Annotated in this window: 13 protein-coding genes and 3 pseudogenes; 14 read left to right on the plus strand and 2 right to left on the minus strand. The window is 52.4% G+C overall.

Going from position 1 to position 19,049, the window contains the following annotated elements; translation table 11 throughout:
- The first annotated feature begins 27 nt into the window (after positions 1 to 27).
- The 8 genes and pseudogenes from ROSEINA2194_RS10630 to ROSEINA2194_RS10655 all read left to right on the plus strand — a co-directional run bounded on the left by ROSEINA2194_RS10630 (position 28) and on the right by ROSEINA2194_RS10655 (position 7,111).
- Positions 28 to 285, plus strand: a complete 258-nt coding sequence (locus ROSEINA2194_RS10630; protein ID WP_002576231.1) for a DUF4315 family protein — start codon at positions 28 to 30, stop codon at positions 283 to 285.
- A complete protein-coding gene (locus ROSEINA2194_RS10635) occupies positions 275 to 1,033 on the plus strand; it encodes a DUF4366 domain-containing protein (RefSeq protein ID WP_007886639.1) in 759 nt (252 codons plus the stop codon). The genes ROSEINA2194_RS10630 and ROSEINA2194_RS10635 overlap by 11 nt, the downstream gene beginning before the upstream one ends.
- Complete coding sequence (locus ROSEINA2194_RS20425; protein ID WP_081453903.1) at positions 1,030 to 1,233, plus strand: hypothetical protein; 204 nt, start codon at positions 1,030 to 1,032, stop codon at positions 1,231 to 1,233. Before ROSEINA2194_RS10635 ends, ROSEINA2194_RS20425 begins: the two co-directional genes overlap by 4 nt.
- Positions 1,220 to 3,328 carry a type IA DNA topoisomerase gene (locus tag ROSEINA2194_RS10640; RefSeq protein ID WP_007886640.1) on the plus strand — a complete coding sequence of 703 codons (2,109 nt, stop codon included), beginning with the start codon at positions 1,220 to 1,222 and terminating at the stop codon, positions 3,326 to 3,328. The genes ROSEINA2194_RS20425 and ROSEINA2194_RS10640 overlap by 14 nt, the downstream gene beginning before the upstream one ends.
- Complete coding sequence (locus tag ROSEINA2194_RS10645; protein WP_004798047.1) at positions 3,325 to 3,603, plus strand: hypothetical protein; 279 nt, start codon at positions 3,325 to 3,327, stop codon at positions 3,601 to 3,603. The genes ROSEINA2194_RS10640 and ROSEINA2194_RS10645 overlap by 4 nt, the downstream gene beginning before the upstream one ends.
- Positions 3,604 to 3,609: 6 nt before the next feature.
- Positions 3,610 to 4,848, plus strand: a pseudogene (locus ROSEINA2194_RS23915) (ArdC family protein); the annotation flags it as partial.
- Between the two features lie 195 nt (positions 4,849 to 5,043).
- Positions 5,044 to 6,894, plus strand: a pseudogene (locus ROSEINA2194_RS23920) (YodL domain-containing protein); the annotation flags it as partial.
- Between the two features lies 1 nt (position 6,895).
- Positions 6,896 to 7,111, plus strand: coding sequence for a transposon-transfer assisting family protein (locus ROSEINA2194_RS10655; RefSeq protein WP_002576226.1), 216 nt, complete (start codon positions 6,896 to 6,898; stop codon positions 7,109 to 7,111).
- Positions 7,112 to 7,207: 96 nt separating this feature from the next.
- Here ROSEINA2194_RS10655 and ROSEINA2194_RS22035 read toward each other — a convergent pair whose 3' ends face one another.
- Positions 7,208 to 7,975 (minus strand): hypothetical protein, encoded by a 768-nt coding sequence (locus ROSEINA2194_RS22035; RefSeq protein WP_227970470.1) that lies wholly within the window; start codon positions 7,973 to 7,975, stop codon positions 7,208 to 7,210.
- On the opposite strand from ROSEINA2194_RS22035, the gene ROSEINA2194_RS22040 reads away from it, so the two are divergent.
- From ROSEINA2194_RS22040 to ROSEINA2194_RS10680, 6 genes and pseudogenes are all read left to right on the plus strand, one after another.
- Positions 7,974 to 8,318 carry a TnpV protein gene (locus ROSEINA2194_RS22040; RefSeq protein WP_438942529.1) on the plus strand — a complete coding sequence of 115 codons (345 nt, stop codon included), beginning with the start codon at positions 7,974 to 7,976 and terminating at the stop codon, positions 8,316 to 8,318. The two genes, ROSEINA2194_RS22035 and ROSEINA2194_RS22040, sit on opposite strands and share 2 nt — an antisense overlap.
- A 1,904-nt stretch (positions 8,319 to 10,222) precedes the next feature.
- A pseudogene (locus ROSEINA2194_RS23925) lies at positions 10,223 to 15,978 on the plus strand (helicase-like domain-containing protein); the annotation flags it as partial.
- A 1-nt stretch (position 15,979) separates the two neighbouring features.
- Positions 15,980 to 16,798 carry a DUF3848 domain-containing protein gene (locus tag ROSEINA2194_RS10665; protein ID WP_007886651.1) on the plus strand — a complete coding sequence of 273 codons (819 nt, stop codon included), beginning with the start codon at positions 15,980 to 15,982 and terminating at the stop codon, positions 16,796 to 16,798.
- Positions 16,799 to 16,800: 2 nt separating this feature from the next.
- Positions 16,801 to 17,139, plus strand: a complete 339-nt coding sequence (locus ROSEINA2194_RS10670; RefSeq protein WP_003526263.1) for a plasmid mobilization protein — start codon at positions 16,801 to 16,803, stop codon at positions 17,137 to 17,139.
- Positions 17,140 to 17,290: 151 nt separating this feature from the next.
- A complete protein-coding gene (locus ROSEINA2194_RS10675) occupies positions 17,291 to 17,593 on the plus strand; it encodes a hypothetical protein (RefSeq protein WP_007886654.1) in 303 nt (100 codons plus the stop codon).
- The gene (locus ROSEINA2194_RS10680) at positions 17,590 to 17,889 is read left to right on the plus strand and encodes a CD1845 family protein (protein WP_007886655.1); all 300 of its coding nucleotides are present in this window, start codon (positions 17,590 to 17,592) and stop codon (positions 17,887 to 17,889) included. The genes ROSEINA2194_RS10675 and ROSEINA2194_RS10680 overlap by 4 nt, the downstream gene beginning before the upstream one ends.
- Before the next feature lie 74 nt (positions 17,890 to 17,963).
- On the opposite strand, the gene ROSEINA2194_RS10685 is transcribed toward ROSEINA2194_RS10680, so the two are convergent.
- Positions 17,964 to 19,049 (minus strand): ATP-binding protein (locus ROSEINA2194_RS10685; RefSeq protein WP_044927661.1); only part of this gene is annotated, 1,086 nt, incomplete at its 5' end.

Consider the following 19,049-nt stretch of genomic DNA (forward strand, 5'->3'; position numbering starts at 1 on the left):
AGACTTTGTGGAAAGGAGTGAACGGTTATGGCAAAAAACAAAATTGAACGTATCGACCAGGAAATTGAGAAAACCCGTGAGAAGATTGCGGAATATCAGGAAAAGCTCAAGACCCTGGAAGCACAGAAAACGGAGGCAGAGAATCTGGAAATCGTTCAGATGGTTCGTGCGCTACGCATGACTCCAGCACAGCTGAACGCTATGCTTTCCGGTGGAATGAACCACGGCAGAGATACAGCACTGTCGGAATCAAATAATCAGGAGGCTACCGCTTATGAAGAATAAAAGAATTTGCAAAACACTTTCCGCCCTTTGCCTGACAATGGTTGTGGCATTTGGCTTTACGATCCCTGCTTTCGCACAGGGGTCAGAACAGGCTCCGGCGGCACCGGCAGAGGATTCTACCAATGACAGCAATGTGATTGTGGAAGAAACAGAACCGGCACTTACACCGGAGGGGAATGCGGCATTGGTGGATGATTTTGGAGGCAATAAGCAGCTCATTACCGTTACCACCAAGGCTGGCAACTATTTTTACATTTTGATCGACAGGGCGAATGAGGACAAGGAGACTGCTGTTCACTTTCTGAATCAGGTGGACGATGCAGACCTTGCGGCGCTGATGGAAGATGGAAAACCCAAAGAGGAGATGCCTGCGGTATGCAGCTGTTCAACAAAATGTGAAGCAGGGGCAGTCAATACGGCCTGCCCGGTCTGCGCAACTGATAAGAGTAAATGTACGGGCAAAGCACCGGAACCTCCGGCAGAAACATCGGAGCCGGAAAAAGAGAAGCCTGCCGGATTGAACCCGGCTGCGCTGGCCCTTTTGCTGGCTCTGCTTGGTGGCGGTGGCGTATTTGCCTACTTGAAGCTCGTTAAGAACAAGCCTAAGACCAAGGGCAATGACAGTCTGGACGATTATGATTATGGCGAGGAAGATTCCGAGGAATGGGAAACCGAGGATGAGGAGTCGGACGAGCCGGATGCTGACGGGGGCAGCACAGAAGAAGATGACGAGGACAGCGTGAAATGACCCGATTCACAGACAGTCCCTATGAACGCATGATGACACGCAGGCCGGAGGGCGGGAAGGAAACTTCCCGTCCTCCTTCTTTACCCAACAGCCACCCCTGCTATGGTTGCGGGAATTATGGAAGACCCTGCGTAGGTATCTGTCACCGGGAAATGTCCCGATGGCTCAAAGAGAGGAGGAACCATCATGGCTCAACATAAATTGGTAATTGCCGAAAAACCATCAGTTGCCCAGAGTTTGGCGGCGGTGATCGGCGCAACCGTCCGTAAGGACGGGTATCTGGAGGGCAACGGCTGGCGTGTCAGCTGGTGCGTGGGCCACCTGGCCGGTCTTGCGGATGCAGACAGCTATGACCCAAAGTATGCCAAGTGGCGATATGATGATCTGCCTATCCTGCCGGAACATTGGCAGATGGTGGTAGGAAAAGATAAGAAAAAGCAGTTTGATATTCTCAAAAAGCTGATGAATGCCCCGGATGTGACGGAAGTGGTAAATGCCTGTGATGCCGGACGCGAGGGCGAGATGATCTTCCGTAGCGTCTATAAGCTGGCAGGTTGCAAGAAGCCGATGAAAAGGCTCTGGATTTCTTCGATGGAAGACTCCGCCATAAGGGAAGGCTTTGCAAACCTGCGCCCCAGTGCGGACTATGACGGACTTCGGGATGCTGCCCTCTGCCGTGCCAAGGCCGACTGGCTGGTGGGGATCAATGCGACAAGGCTTTTTTCCGTGCTGTATCACCGTACCCTCAACATCGGGCGCGTGATGTCCCCGACACTGGCGCTTATTGTTCAGCGAGAAGCTGAGATCGACACCTTTAAGCCGATTCCCTTTTATACCGTGGCGCTGGAGCTGCCCGGTCTTACCGTATCCGGGGAGCGCATGGCGAATAAGGCCGCTGCCGAGCAGCTGAAAGAAGCCTGTCAGGGTGCAAATGTCACAATCAAAAAGGTGGAGTGCAAGGAAAAGTCCGAAAAGCCGCCTGCCCTCTATGACCTGACTACCCTGCAAAGAGATGCCAACCGCCTGCTTGGATTTACAGCCCAGCAGACCCTGGACTATCTACAAAGCCTGTATGAAAAGAAGCTCTGCACCTATCCCCGTACTGACAGCCGCTATCTGACTGGCGATATGGCAGACAGCCTGCCGGTGCTGGTGAATCTGGTTGCCAGTGCTATGCCGTTTCGCAAAGGGATCGCCATTACCTGTGATCCGCATACGGTCATCAACGATAAGAAAGTAACCGACCATCACGCAGTAATCCCTACCAGAAATCTCAAGGATGCAGACCTTTCTGCCCTTCCTGCGGGAGAAAAAGCGGTGCTGGAGCTGGTGGCCCTGCGTCTGATGTGCGCCGTAGCCCAGCCCCATATCTATTCGGAAACTGTTGTGATTGCAGCGTGTGCCGGTGGGGAGTTTACCACAAAAGGAAAAACGGTGAAACATCCCGGATGGAAAGCACTGGAGGACGCTTACCGTGCCAAAATGAAGAATGCAGAGCCGAAAAAAGAGGGCGCAGAGAAAGCCCTGCCGGAGCTGACCGAAGGACAGACCCTTTCGGTTGCTGCGGCAATCGTCAAAGAAGGCAAAAGCAGTCCGCCTCAGCACTTTACGGAGGATACCTTGTTGTCCGCAATGGAGACTGCCGGAAAAGAAAATATGCCGGAGGACGCCGAGCGAAAAGGTCTGGGGACACCGGCCACCCGTGCCGGTATTTTGGAAAAGCTGGTATCTGCCGGTTTTCTGGAGCGAAAAAAGAACAGAAAAACGGTGCAGCTTCTCCCTTCCCACGATGCAGTTTCCCTGATCACAGTGCTGCCGGAACAACTGCAATCGCCGCTTCTGACTGCCGAGTGGGAGTACCGCCTGGGCGAGATCGAGCGCGGACAGCTTGCCCCGGAGGAGTTTTTAGATGGGATCAGCACCATGCTGAAAGATCTGGTGGGGACTTATCAGGTCATCAAGGGAACTGAGTACCTGTTCACTCCGCCCCGTGAGGTGGTGGGCAAATGCCCTCGCTGCGGCGGTGAAGTTGCAGAACTGCAAAAAGGCTTCTTCTGTCAGAATGATTCTTGCAAATTTGCAATCTGGAAAAACAACAAATGGTGGGCTGCCAAGAAAAAACAGCCGACCAAGGCTGTGGTGTCTGCGCTGCTGAACGATGGCCGTGTCCGTGTGACGGGGTTATATTCGGAGAAAACCGGCAAGACCTACGATGCCACTGTGGTTTTGGAGGACGATGGACAGTATGCCAATTTCAAGCTGGAATTTGACCAGCGGAAAGGAGGCAGCCGATGAAGCTCTCTTTAGTGGAACGGGAAACCATTCTCCTCTATAACCAGGCAGAACCAATGGCTGAGGTCTACACCCACGATCCCCGCCTGATGGAGAAACTGGAACTGCTGGCAAAAAAGCACCCCGACCAGATCACCCGAAAGGACGCCCATAACTTTACCGTCCCTAAGCGGTGTGTATCAGTCAGGGAGCCATACAGCGCAGAACGCCGCAAAGCTGCCAGTGAGCGTGCGAAAGCCGCCGGATACCAGCCCCCTGTGAAAAAGTCCGGCAGTTAAAGGCACATGGCAGAGAATGTATTTGAAGCAATCAAGCAGTCGGTCAGCACCAGAGAAGCGGCAGAGTTTTATGGGATAAAAGTCAGGCGAAATGGCATGGCCTGCTGTCCTTTTCACGATGATAAGAATCCCAGCATGAAGGTAGACCAGCGATTCCACTGCTTTGGTTGCGGTGAAGATGGGGATGTGATCGACTTTACCGCAAAGCTCTTTGACCTCTCCCCAAAAGAAGCGGCGGAGAAACTGGCACAGGACTTTGGCCTGATCTATGACAGTCAGGCCCCGCCCCGTAGGAGATATGTCCGGCAAAAAAACGAGGCACAGAAGTTTCGGGAGGATCGACAGCGCTGTTACCGTGTACTGTCCGATTACTACTATCTGTTGAAAAAATGGGAAGCCGACCGTTCTCCCAGGACACCGGAGGAAGAACCGCACCCCCGCTTTGTGGAAGCAATCCAGAAGAAAACCTATGTAGAGTACCTGCTGGACCTTTTTCTTTATGAAAGTGAAGAAGAACAAAAGGCATGGATTGCAGAACACACAGCAGAAATCACACACTTGGAAAGGAGATTGAAAATCATGGCTGAGAATAAACCCACCAACCGAGAACGGCTAAGGGAAATCACAGATGGCATCGAGCAGGGCATCAAAGAACTGTTTGAAAGCGAAAAGTATATGCGCTATCTGTCCGTCATGTCCCGATTTCACCGCTATTCGGTAAACAACACCATGCTCATCTATATGCAGAAGCCGGATGCCACTTTGGTAGCCGGATACAATAAGTGGAAAGACCAGTTTGAGCGTCATGTAAAAAAGGGCGAGCATGGCATTACCATCATTGCCCCGACACCGTATAAGAAGAAAATCGAGGAGCAGAAGCTGGACCCGGATACCAAGGCTCCGATTTTGGATAAAGACGGAAAGATCGTTACAGAGGAAAAAGAAATCGAGATCCCCATGTTTCGTCCGGTCAAGGTCTTTGATGTGAGCCAGACCGACGGGAAACCTTTGCCGGAGCTTGCATCATCCCTTTCCGGCAATGTGCCAAATTATGAGGCATTCATGGAGGCCCTGCGCCGCAGCGCACCGGTGCCGATTACTTTTGAAGCAATGGCCGCCGATACGGACGGCTATTTTTCTGCCGATCATCAGAAAATTGCCATTCGTCAGGGCATGAGCGAGGTGCAGACGGTTTCGGCCACGGTTCACGAGATTGCTCACAGCAAGCTCCATGACCCTAAAAAATATGAAATGCTACCGTCATGGAAGGTTGTGCAGGAGAGTGAAGGTGGAACCAAACATGATTTCAAGTTGGATTTTGCCACAGAAAAAGAAGCCGAACAGTTTGCTTCTGATATGGATTGGCGTTATGTGGACGAAAATCAGTTTGAATGGCGTCTTGCAGTTGAGGAAGATGCAACCGCAGAAAAACAGGCAATCAAAAACCGTCACACGGAAGAAGTGGAGGCTGAAAGCATCTCCTATGCAGTCTGCAAATATTTTGGCATCGAGACTGGAGAAAATAGCTTTGGCTATATTGCCAGTTGGAGTCAGGGCAAGGAACTGAAAGAGTTGAGAGCCAGTTTGGAGACCATCAACAAAACCTCCGGCACTTTGATCTCCGACATTGAGCGCCACTATAAGGAAATCTGCAAAGAGCGTGGAATCGACCCTCATGCAAAGGTAGAGCCGGAAACCGCCCCGATAGAGCAGCCAGCAGATGCCATTAAGGTATCTGATAGGCTGCCGACCGGCGATCTGACCTACTATGTAGCAGAGTGCATGGAATTTCCAAACCTCGGAGAATACCACGATAACCTGTCTTTGGAGGAAGCTGTCCGCATTTATCAGGAGATTCCAGCAGAGCGAATGAACGGGATAAAGGGCATTGGTTTTGAGCTGAAAGACGGAAGCGACTATGAAGGACCTTTTCCGATTTTGACCGGCCAGACCATTGACCTGGACACCATCCAGGCAATCGACTATTACCGTGATAATCCTCTGGTGCAAAAAGCGGTAAAGGAACTGGCTGCGGCAATGCCGGAAATGGAAGTGCTGGGGGCGGATGCCAACCAGCAGGAGGCTTTGTTTCTGATTGACGATGCCACCTATCTTCATATCCAGTCCTGTGACAGCGGCTGGGACTATACCCTTTACGATGCCGCGTCCATGAAAGAGTTGGATGGTGGTCAGCTGGATATGCCGGAGATTTCCCGCATGAAGGCAGTTCTCCAGATTTGTGATGACAACGATTTGGGCAGAGACTCGGTAAAATACGCACCGTTGTCCATGATTGAGACCTTGCAGGAAGCTGCCTACCAGCAGATGCAGGCAGAGGCCAGTCAGATGGCTGCTTCTTCTCAGCTGCCGGAAGCACAAGAGCAGGCGCTGGATGAATATCCTATGCCTGATGAGCAGGTATCCACACCGGATATGCAGGAATACGGCTACTTCTATGATGGGATGCTCCCTGTCACCAGAGAACGGGCGCTGGAACTGGATGCCGCTGGTTTGACCGTCTATGTGCTGCATGAGGACAATACGGAGAGCATGGTGTTTGACCCGCAGGAAATCATGGATCATGGCGGTCTTTTTGGCGTGGACCGTGAGGAATGGGAGAAAAGCCCTCAGTTCCACGAAAAGGTCATGGAGCGTCAGGAACATCAGCAGGAACGCGAACAGGCATTTCTATCCCAGAACAGAGATTGCTTTGCTATCTACCAGGTGAGCCGTGACGATCCGCAGAATGTGCGCTTTATGAATCTGGATTGGTTAAAGTCCCATGACATTTCCATAGACCGCAGCAATTATGACCTCATTTACACAGCTCCGCTAAGTGCGTCTGGCACAGTACCGGAGCAGCTGGAAAAACTATATGAGCAGTTTAATCTGCAAAAGCCGTCGGATTTTCACAGTCCTTCTATGAGTGTCAGTGACATCGTTGCGATCAAGCAGGACGGTAAGGTATCCTGTCATTACTGTGACAGTGTTGGTTTTACCCAGATCCCCGGATTCCTGCCGGAAAATCCGCTGAAAAATGCGGAGATGGCCGTGGAGGACGATTACGGCATGATCGACGGTATCATCAACAATGGCGCAAAAGAGCCTACGGTGGCAGAGCTGGAACAGCAGGCCCGCAACGGTCAGCCCATTTCCCTCATGGATTTGGCTGCCGCTGCCCATCGGGAGGAACGGGAAAAGAAAAAGTCCGTCATGGAGCAGCTGAAAAGCCAGCCCAAGGCAGAACACAAAAAGATAGCGCCAAAAAAGAGTGCGGAAAGGGAGATTTGATATGGGAAACTTTACTTTTGAGGAAATGAACCTGATGTGCATTTACAATACCGGCAGCCGCACCGGACTGATCGACAGCCTGCGTGAGATGCGCGGCGAGCTGGCCCCGGAGGAAACCGAGCTGCGGGAGTTGACAGACAGCGCACTGGGCAAGCTCCAGGCCATGAGTGATGCCGAGTTTGCCGAGCTGGAGTTGTATCCGGATTTTGACCAGTAAACACCATAATCGCAGGGATGGGGTGGCAATATGCCACCCCACCTTTTTACCCCAAAACTGAAAGGAGGACAGAACACTATGCCAACCAAAGCTGAACTATATGCACAGATGGCGGAGAAGGTGACAACGCAGCTCACGGGGAGCTGGCAGGAATGGGCAGGGTTTCTCACCACTGCTTCCCGCCTTTACAAGTACCCGTTCCATGAGCAGTTGATGATCTACGCCCAGCGTCCGGACGCCACCGCCTGTGCAGAGTACGATTTGTGGAATGAAAAGATGGGCCGGTATGTAAGGCGCGGCTCCAAGGGAATTGCTCTGGTGGACGATTCCGGGGACAGGCCCCGCCTGCGCTATGTTTTTGATATTTCCGACACCGGAACCCGTGAACATTCCCGCACTCCCTGGCTGTGGCAGCTGGAGGAGCGCCATTTGGATTCGGTGCAGGCCATGCTTGAGCGCACCTATGATGTTTCCGGTGATGACCTTGCCGGACAGCTCACCGAGGTAGCCGGAAAACTGGCTGAGGAATACTGGACGGAGCATCAGCAGGACTTCTTCTATATCGTTGACGGTTCCTTTTTGGAGGAATATGATGAGTTTAACATCGGAGTACAGTTCAAGGCAGCAGCCACCGTCAGTATCACTTATGCTTTGATGTCCCGCTGTGGACTGGAACCGGAACGCTACTTCGACCACGAAGATTTCATGGCGATCTTTGATTTCAATACTCCGGCAACCATCGGAGCGCTGGGAACAGCGGTCAGCCAGATCAACCAGCAGGTGCTGCGGCAGATCGGCGTTACCGTCCGAAATGCAGAGCGCGAAGCCAACCAAGAAAGGAGCAAACAAGATGAACAATCCCATGACCTATATCCAGAACGGAGACTATCTGATTCCCGACCTGAAGCTGAGCCAGCAGCCGGAGAAACCCCTGGGCAAGTACGGCAGGATGAGGAAAACCTACCTGAAGGAACACCGTCCCATCCTCTACAACCAGATGTTGCTGAGCGAGAAGCTGTACCCGCACCTTCTGGAGATCGACGAGACCGCCCAGAGCAGACTGGAGCAGATGATGCCCCAGCTGACGAAGGAAGCGGGAGCCACCGAGGAACTGAAAGCCAGCGATCCCATGAAGTGGGTGGGGCTGATGAACACCTGCAAAGCTCAGGCCGAGGAAATCCTGATGACGGAGCTTATCAACAGCTGACTCTAAACCTGTTCCTCTCCGAAGCGGAACAGATCCAATCCATAGATGAAGCAGAGAATGTAGCGCATACATCCTCTGCTTTTTCTTTTGCCCAAAATGACATCGACCATGTGCTGCGTTTGGGCGGCAATACAGACCGTCAAAGGGAGCGTGTGGTTGCAGCCTTTGAAAAGCAGAAAACCACCGCTGAGATTGCCGAGATACTGAAAACGCTGTACCACGGCGGCAATGGCCTTGGCAGTGTGAGCGCATGGTATGCCGAGGATGGTATCCATCTTTCCCACGGGAAGTCTGTCCGTTATGACAGGTCTGCCCAGGTCATTTCCTGGGAGAGCGCCGCAGAGCGTATCGGGGAGCTTTTGGAGAGCGGCCAGTTTGCCTCCAATGTGGAGCTTGCAGAAGTGGCAGGCTATGAACGATCCCTCCTTGCAGAAAAGCTCTGGTATCTGTATCACGATCTCAGTGAGGATGCCAGAGAAGCCGGATATTTGTCCTGCCTGTCAGAGATCAAAGGCAATGGTTTCCCGGAGGAGACCCGCCACCTGATGGAGCAGCTGAGTGAACCGGCTTTCCGCCAGACCCTCAAGGAAGAATACGCTGCCTTCTGGACTGCCTATCAGCAGGACCGTGACCTGTTGCGTTTTCACTATCATAGACCGAGGGAGATCTGGGAGAACCTGAAGGACCTTGACCTGCCCCGCAGGACCTTTTCTTCAGAGCTTTCCCAAGTGCCAACCGTCCAGCACTTTATTACCGAGGATGAGATCGACGCCGCCATGACCGGCGGAAGCAGTTTCGCCGGTGGAAAAGGCCGTATCTATGCGTTTTTCATGGCAAACCATACGGATAAGGAGAAAGTGAGATTCCTCAAAGACGAGTATGGCATTGGCGGACGCTCTCATGCCTTGTCCGGTGCAACACACAGCGGCGAAGATCACGATGGGAAAGGACTGCACTATAAAAAGCAGGACTGCCCGGATGTTCACTTGAACTGGGAAAAGGTTGCCAAGCGCATTACCTCACTTGTCCAGAAAGACCGCTATCTTACCGAACAGGAACAGGCGCAGTATGACAAAATCCAGTCTGAAAAGGAACTGGCCGAAGAAGATGCCATTCAAACACAGCAGCCGGAGGTGGAGAAAGAAACGCCAAAGCCTATCCTTCGGGAGCAGTTTGAGCAGTATAAGCCTGTGGTGACTGCCGCTATTTCCGAGGATGCCGCATACCGCAATGCCTGCGGGCATTCTGACCGTGAAAATGCTGTCATCGAGGGCAATGCCGCTGTGCGCCGTGCGGTTCTTGGTTCTAAGGATATGGAGCTGATCCGACTCTATTCGGATGTGCCGGAGTTCCGTCAGCGTCTGCACCGGGAAGTGATCGACGAGACCTATCCAAAGCTCCATGAGCTTCTGCGCCCTCTTTCTCAGGAAGATATTGATACTGTCCTTTGTGCATGGAACGGCAATATCGAGAGTAAACACGCTGTTGTCCGCTATATGAAAGACCATGCAAGAGAAAAAGATACCGCCGCATGGCTGGCTCAGGAATACGGCGGCAGTAACAGCAACAGCCTGTTCGTTGTCCGTGCCGGCAGCCCGGAGGAAACGCAGCTGCCCTGGCCGAAGGTACAGCGCAGGCTTGCCCAGCTCATTCAGGAGGAACGGTTTTATACCGAAGAAGAACAGGATCGTTTTGACAACATCGACCCAATCGCCATCCGGGAAGCTCTGGAGGAAAGAGGGATTGTCAACGGCCAGGTGGCAGACCCGGAAAAACTGGACAATGATCCGTTTATCCAACAGGTGAGGTCAGATGCAGAGCAGATTGCAGATGCCGAGACAGAGCAGACTTCCGAAGTTTCCATTTCCGATGAGGAATATGACGCAGTTCGCCGCCCAATTCCGCAAAGAACCTCCTATGACCCAGCCGCCCCGGTCTATGCCGTGGGCGATACCGTGTATATCGAGGATGACGCCTATCAGATCACCGAGCTGCGGGAGGACACCGTACAGCTTCTGCCCACCGGGATGGTATATCCCATCTACCGGGCAGAGCGCAAAGAACAGTTCGAGCAGCTGCTTCGGGCAGACCGCCGCAATGCTTACTATACCGAGTTTCTTCCTATTGACCCGGACAAGGCAGAACAAGACTTGCGGGATGTATTGGCTCATGGACTGATGGATGAAGCGGATAAAAAGCAGATTTCCACGCTGCTGCAATCCGGCAGGAGCAACAGCGAGATCGCCTACTGGCTGAGCAGAGCCTATTCCGGTGAGATTGAGACACTGAATCTGGAGACTGGCGATATTGTCGATTACCGTACCACGGCACAGGGCATAGAACTGGAAGTCATGGATGCAGAGGAAAAGCGTCTGGCTATGCTGTATTTCCGCTGGGATGAGGTTGCGCCTTTGCTGCGCGGGATGTATGCCCGTCAGCAGGACGGTTTTGGACAGGAACAGCCCCAACCGGCTACCGAATCCCCGACCTTCCATTCCGAGACCATGGCCGTCTATCCGGGCGATAAGAACAATCTGCCTTATGATGTGGTGGTGGAACGACTGCATATCGAGGAGCCGGAGCCGCCAGCCCCTGTGACTGAGCCGGAGAAAACCTTTGAGGAAGTGCTGGACGAACACCCGGTTTCCATTCAGGTCAATGGCCAGTGGCAGACCTTTCCCAATGCCAAAGCTGCCGAGGAAGCATCTTATGAGGAATACAAGGCTAACCTGCGCCGCAATGCAAAAAACTTCCGCATTACAGATGAGCATTTGGGTGAGGGCGGTCCGAAAGCCAAGTTCCAGGCAAATGTCAATGCGATTCGTTTGCTGAAAGAGCTGGAAGCTGCCGGACAGCAGGCAAGCCCCGAACAGCAGGAGGTTCTTTCTCGATATGTGGGCTGGGGCGGTCTCTCTGATGCGTTTGACCCGGAGAAACCGGCATGGGCTTTAGAGTATGCCCAGCTAAAAGAACTGCTGACCCCGGAGGAATATGCCGCCGCCAGAGGTTCCACCCTCAACGCGCACTACACCAGTCCCACGGTAATCCGGGCCATCTATGAGACCGTGGGCCGCATGGGTTTTGAGACCGGCAACATCCTGGAGCCGTCCTGCGGTGTGGGCAATTTCTTCGGTATGCTGCCGGAAGAAATGCGAAACAGCCGTCTGTATGGCGTTGAGCTGGATTCCATCAGTGGACGGATTGCAAAGCAGCTCTACCCCAAGGCCGACATCACCGTGGCCGGGTTTGAGACCATCGACAGGCGAGATTTCTATGACCTTGCCATTGGTAATGTGCCTTTTGGCCAGTATCAGGTTCGAGATAAAGCCTATGACAAGCTGAATTTCAGCATCCACAACTACTTTTTTGCCAAAGCACTCGACCAGGTGCGTCCCGGCGGCGTGGTGGCCTTTGTCACCAGCCGCTATACGATGGACGCCAAGGATTCCACCGTGCGCCGGTATCTTGCTCAACGTGCCGAGCTGCTGGGAGTCATCCGTCTGCCTAATGACGCGTTCAAAAAGAATGCCGGTGCCGAGGTGGTATCCGACATCATCTTTCTCCAAAAGCGGGATCGCCCGCTGGACATCGTGCCGGAATGGACCCAGACCGGACAGACGGAGGACGGGTTTGCCATCAACCGGTATTTTATCGACCACCCGGAAATGGTGCTAGGCAGACAGGAGCCGGTAAGCACTGCACATGGTATGGACTACACCGTGAACCCCATTGAGGGGCTGGAACTGGCCGATCAGCTGCACGATGCCGTGAAGTACATTCGCGGCACCTACCAGGAGGCCGAGCTGCCGGAGCTGGGCGAAGGCGAAGCCATTGACACCTCCATTCCTGCCGACCCCAATGTGAAGAACTATTCCTATGCCATTGTAGACGGGCAGGTGTACTACCGGGAAAACAGCCGTATGGTGCGCCCTGACCTCAACGCCACCGCCGAAGCCCGCGTGAAAGGTCTTGTGGGACTGCGTGATTGTGTGCAGGAACTGATCGACCTTCAGATGGATGCAGCGGTTCCGGACAGCACCATTCGGGAGAAGCAGGCGGAACTGAACAGCCTCTATGACAGCTTTTCTGCCAAATACGGTCTCATCAATGACCGTGCAAACCGTCTGGCCTATGCAGACGATTCTTCCTATTACCTGCTCTGTGCGCTGGAAGTCATCGACGAGGACGGTAAACTGGAACGTAAGGCAGATATGTTCACCAAGCGGACCATCAAGCCCCATCAGGCGGTGGCTGTGGTGGATACGGCAAGTGAAGCACTGGCGGTGTCCATCTCGGAAAAAGCCTGCGTGGATATGGACTATATGAGCCAGCTTACCGGAAAACAAAAGAAGAACTGGCCGGAGAGCTGCAAGGCGTAATCTTCCGTGTACCGGGACAGTTGGAGCAGGACAGAACGCCCCATTATGTGACTGCTGATGAATACCTCTCTGGCAATGTACGCCGAAAGCTGCGTCAGGCACAGCGGGCAGCACAGCAGGACCCGGTTTATGCAGTCAATGTGGAAGCTCTTACCGCCGCCCAGCCCAAAGACCTGGATGCGTCGGAGATCGAGGTGCGTCTGGGCGCTACCTGGATTGACAAGGAATATATCCAGCAGTTTATGTATGAGACCTTTAATACCCCGTTTTATCTCCAACGCAGTATCGAGGTCAACTATTCGTCCTTTACCGCTGAATGGCAGATCAAGGGAAAATCTTCTGTATCCTACAACGATGTGGCAGCTTATACCACCTATGGGACCAGCCGCGCCAACGCCTACAAGATTCTGGAGGATTCCTTAAACCTGCGGGATGTCCGCATCTATGACACCATAGAGGACGCAGACGGAAAAGAGCGCCGCGTGCTGAATGCCAAGGAGACCACCCTGGCGGCTCAAAAACAGCAGGCGATCCGGGAAGCCTTTAGGGACTGGATCTGGAGAGACCCGGAGCGCCGCCAGACTTTGGTGAGCCAGTACAACGAGGAAATGAACTCTACCCGTCCCCGTGAATATGATGGCAGCCACATCACTTTTGGAGGCATGAACCCGGCCATTACCCTGCGGGAACACCAGAAAAGCGCCATTGCCCATGTGCTGTATGGAGGAAATACCCTGTTGGCACATGAAGTAGGCGCAGGCAAAACTTTTGAAATGGTAGCTGCTTCGATGGAAGCCAAACGCCTGGGACTGTGCCAGAAATCTCTCTTTGTGGTTCCAAACCATCTGACAGAGCAGTGGGCGTCGGAGTTTCTGCGTCTCTATCCTTCCGCCAATATCTTAGTCACCACCAAAAAGGACTTTGAGACCCATAACCGAAAGAAGTTCTGCGCACGTATTGCGACGGGTGATTATGATGCCATCATCATGGGACACAGCCAGTTTGAGCGTATCCCCATCAGCCGGGAGCGTCAGGAACGGCTTCTCTATGAACAGATCGACGAGATCACTGAGGGGATTGCAGAGGTACAGGCCAGTGGCGGCGAGCGTTTTACCGTCAAACAGCTGGAGCGTACCAGAAAGTCTCTGGAAGCCAGACTGGAAAAGCTGCAAGCCGAGGGGCGAAAAGACGATGTGGTAACCTTCGAGCAGCTGGGTGTGGACCGTTTGTTTGTGGACGAGGCCCACAACTATAAAAACCTGTTTCTATACACAAAAATGCGGAATGTGGCTGGTCTTTCCACATCGGACGCGCAGAAATCCTCCGATATGTTTGCCAAGTGCCGCTATATGGATGAGATCACCGGAAACCGTGGCGTGATTTTTGCCACCGGCACCCCGGTCAGCAACTCCATGACCGAGCTTTACACCATGCAGCGTTACCTTCAGTATGAACGCCTGCAAGAACTGAACATGACCCACTTCGACTGCTGGGCTTCCAGATTTGGGGAGACCGTCACAGCATTGGAGCTGGCACCGGAAGGCACCGGCTACCGGGCAAGAACGAGATTCAGCAAGTTCTTTAATTTGCCAGAGCTGATGAACCTGTTCAAAGAAGTGGCGGACATCAAGACCGCCGACCAACTGAACCTGCCCACCCCGGAGGTGGAATACCACAACATCGTGGCGCAGCCTACCGAACATCAGCAGGAAATGGTGAAGGCACTCTCTGAGCGCGCTTCCGAAGTACACAGAGGCAGTGTGGACCCGTCGGTGGATAATATGCTCAAAATCACCTCGGATGGCCGCAAGCTGGGACTGGACCAGAGGATCGTCAACCAGATGCTGCCGGATGAACCTGGCACAAAGGTCAATCAGTGCGTGGACAACATCATGCAGATCTGGCGGGATGGCGAAGCTGACAAGCTGACCCAGCTGGTGTTCTGCGACATTTCTACACCGCAGGCAAAAGCTACTGCAAGCAAGGCGGCGAAAACGCTGGATAATCCACTGCTTCACGCACTGGAAGGTGCCGTGCCTCTGCCGGAGCAGGAACCGACCTTTACGGTATATGACGATATTCGTCAGAAACTCATTGCTCAGGGGATGCCTGCCGACCAGATCGCTTTTATCCATGAAGCCAACACCGAAGTGCGGAAAAAGGAGTTGTTCTCTAAAGTCCGTACCGGTCAGGTGCGTGTCCTTTTGGGCAGCACCGCCAAGATGGGCGCAGGCACCAATGTGCAGGACCGTCTGGTGGCACTTCATGACCTGGACTGTCCGTGGAGACCGGGAGACCTTGCCCAGCGCAAGGGCCGTATCGAGCGCCAGGGCAACCAGAATCCTCTTGTCCATGTGTACCGCTATGTGACCGAAGGAACCTTTGACGCATACCTCTGGCAGACGGTGGAGAATAAGCAAAAATTCATTAGTCAGATCATGACTTCTAAATCGCCGGTACGCTCCTGCGATGATGTGGATGAAACCGCCCTCAGTTTTGCAGAGATCAAGGCTTTGTGTGCCGGAGACCCACGTATCAAAGAGCGCATGGATTTGGATGTGGAGGTATCCCGCCTGAAGCTGATGAAAGCCGACCACCAGAGCAAGCAATATCGTCTGGAGGACCAGCTGCTCAAATACTTCCCGGAGGAGATTGAAAAGCACAAAGGCTTTATCAAGGGCTTTGAATCCGATCTGGAGGTTTTGGCAGCGCACCCGCACCCGGAGGACGGTTTTGCTGGTATGGAAATCCGTGGCGATCTGCTGACCGATAAGGAGAACGCCGGCGCAGCCCTTTTGGATGCCTGCAAGGAGGTCAAAACCTCCGATCCAGTGCAGATCGGCAGCTACCGGGGATATGCCATATCCGTGGAATTTTCCGCTTGGGAACAGGAGTATACGCTCCTGCTGAAAGGACAGATGACCCACCGGGCAACCCTTGGTACAGACCCTCGCGGAAATCTTACCCGTATCGACAATGCCCTCGCTCAGATGCCCCAGCGTCTGGAGGCGGCAAAGGCCCAGCTGGATAACCTCTATCAGCAGCAGGCTGCCGCAAAGGAGGAAGTCGGAAAGCCATTCCTTTATGAAGAAGAACTGCGAAGCAAAAATACCCGTCTGGTGGAGCTGGATACTTTGCTCAACATCGACGGAAAGGGACAGGCGCACGCCGAGGCTGTTGTTGCCAAAAGCGCACGGCCTTCGGTGCTGGATCATCTGAAACGTCCGGCGACGCCCCGCAGTACAGACAAGAAACCAAAACAGCATGAGGAGGTGCGATAACATGAATACCAATAATCTGAATACAGCCCTTTATGAAAAGATGGCCACTGAGCAGGAAAAATATAGGGACTGGCTGAAAAGCCAGCCCCCGGAAGAAATCCTGCACCACACCTATGAATATACTGTCCGTGAGGATATTGTGATGGCGATGGAGGAGCTGGAGCTGACCGACGCACAGGCCCAGGCGCTTTTGGAATCTCCCTCGCCGCTGGCGGATGTGTACCGTTATTTTGAAAAGCTGGAGACCGGCTATATGGATATGATCCGGGACAGCATTGAGAACCGTGCCGACGATGTGTGCAGAGCTAAAGAGGAACTGCGAACAACACCAATCTATCCCCATTCAGCTGCCTATGCGAGAGAACATGGGGAGCTGGAGCAGTACCGAGCTTCCAACAATGTAAATCTCCAATGCAAGGAGTCCATTGAAGCGGCGGTGCGGGAACACTTCGACGGAATGTATCTCAGCCACGATGCGGCAAAGGGTGTGATCGAGACCTATGGCATGGAGCGTGTATCTATGGTTCTGTCTAACACGATCCAGCTTCAGGACTGGGATGGGCGCTACTCCCAACGCAACAAAGAATGGGCCAAGACCATTCCTAATGAGAATCCCGAAACCGTCCGTTGTGGTTATGCCTTAAACAGCCACCCTGCTGTGCTGGATGGTTTTATTGATCTGGTGCGTGAAGAACAGCAGCGCAGCCGTACCCAGAGAGAAAAACTGGAACCGTCCCGTCCCTCAGTACGGGATAAGCTCAAACAGGAGCTGCCCGCCAATAAGTCTGCCGCCCCGAAAAAACGGGAGCTGGAGCGATAACCATGGCAAAGCGCAAGCGGGATGTGCCGGTTCTGTTTTGGGTGTCCGCAGAAGAACTGGAACTGATCCATCAAAAGATGCAGCAATACGGGACAGAGAATTTGAGCGCTTATCTGCGGAAAATGGCGCTGGATGGTTATGTGGTCAAGCTGGAACTGCCAGAGCTGAAGGAGTTGGTCTCCCTGATGCGCCGAAGCAGCAACAACTTGAACCAGCTGACCCGCAAAGTGCATGAGACCGGGCGGGTTTATAATGCTGACTTGGAGGATATATCCCAGCGGCAGGAACAACTGTGGGAGGGTGTGAAGGAAATCCTTACCCAACTCTCCAAACTTTCATAACAGGGATAGATACTCCATTTGCGGAGGGAGGAACGGCGTTTCTTCGCCGCACCTTCCTCCGCTTTTTCTTTTTGTCTGTATCCTTGTCTTTTGCCTGTCCGTACCGGATAATATGAGTAGAATAAGAAGCGTAGCAAAGGAGTGAAAACAGATGCTGACCTTTGAAAAGGTGCTGGAGATTTTTGCGGATTACCTGACCGCAGACGAGACCATAGAAGTTTATATTAGCCGCCATGGATGTGTAAGAGTTGAATTTGACCAAGATTTTCACTATTGCTCTGGCGAGGTGTGCCATACTCCCAAGGAACTGTTCAATCTCTTAGCTGATGATTACCGGACTTATGTGGAGATTGAACTGACCAAAGGCAGACGGGAGTTGACGGAAGATGATGAGAGAGAAGCGGATGCCCTGTGCAAACGGTATCTGGAGCGTTGGAGGGAGGAACTGGAATGAAGATTTTGAAATGCTTGCTGATGATTGTAACTGCACCGGTCATTTTGGTGTTGACGCTTTTTGTCTGGCTCTGCATGGGGCTGATCTACATATCTGGTCTGGTGCTTGGTCTGCTCAGCACGGTAATTGCTCTACTTGGCGTGGCTGTGCTTATTACCTATTCCCCGCAGAATGGTGCAATTTTGCTGATTATGGCATTTTTGATTAGCCCGATGGGGCTGCCGCTGGCTGCGATCTGGCTGCTGGGAAAGGTGCAGAGTTTGAAATTTGCGATCCAGGATTGGGTGTATGGGTAAATGATGTGAATATAATTTGGAATGAAAAAGAAGCAGGACAATGGGAGATGAGACCCAATGCCCTGCTTCTCTGTTTATTCGGAACGAACTGTAATATATTTTTGATTGCGACTTTTAGGTTTATCGGGAATAGTCATTTCTAATTGCCCGGATTCTAAAAGCGGATTGATATGCTTCAAGGTGAAGTTTCTTAAATCTTTGAAGCCGCAAAATACTGCAAGCTCTTTCTTGGATTTTGGTGTTGTGCAAAAAGCCAAAATCTGTTTGGATACCGTTGATAGTTCAATAACTTGGTGGGTAACTTGGTGGATAACTTGGTGGGCGTCACCCTCTAAGTTGTAGTTTACATTTTTCAAGATGACTCTGAAATCTGTCGCTGTTGAGGAAAATTCGGGCTTATATGCCTCTGTGTATCCAGGCAGCTTTTCGGTTTCACTGACGATTTTGCGTAGGCCACTTCCACGGCGTTCCATGTACTTCATGCGGTGGAACAGGTCAGCAATCACAGGGTTTCGTCGCATCGAACGGATACTGTAAATATCGTATTCCTGAATTGAGCCGCCGCCAAACATACCGCCCGGAGATGTGATTTCCACCCGATCATCAAACATATCAATATGGATTTCGCTGCCAAGTACAATATAATCACGATGGATAAGCGCATTAACAAGAGCCTCTGTCACAGCTCGTTCAGCATAATCTGGCTTGTCTACACGATACTGTGCCTCTTTGACAAAACGGACTTTGGAATTATTGCGAATAAATTCACTGCCGCTTTTCAGTAGATAAATCAGATTCCCTTCGTATTCTTTATCGTCCAGTGCATCATCAAAGATAGAGCCTTTTTCCAAGCCATTCCACCGGGTACAGAACATACGGGAGTTATAAACTGTGTGCTGATCGGTCATGAGCTTTCCGGCATTGGTCAAGACCCCATTTTTGTCAGCCAAACCGAAGGAAACATAATCGGATGGCTCAAAGCGGAGGCCGGTTCGTTCCAGATAGGTTGCCTCCAGGAGTGTGAAGCTGTAATCCTTTTTCACAGCTTCTGTTGTTAAGGTGTCAAAGGACTGATTGGTTCCCTTTAAGATCAGTTCATTTACAATGTAATCCGGGGCAATTACGCTTTCATTTCCAACACGGATATATGCTTCCATCAC

This window comes from Roseburia inulinivorans DSM 16841 (assembly GCF_000174195.1).
In the GTDB taxonomy this organism is placed as follows: domain Bacteria; phylum Bacillota; class Clostridia; order Lachnospirales; family Lachnospiraceae; genus Roseburia; species Roseburia inulinivorans.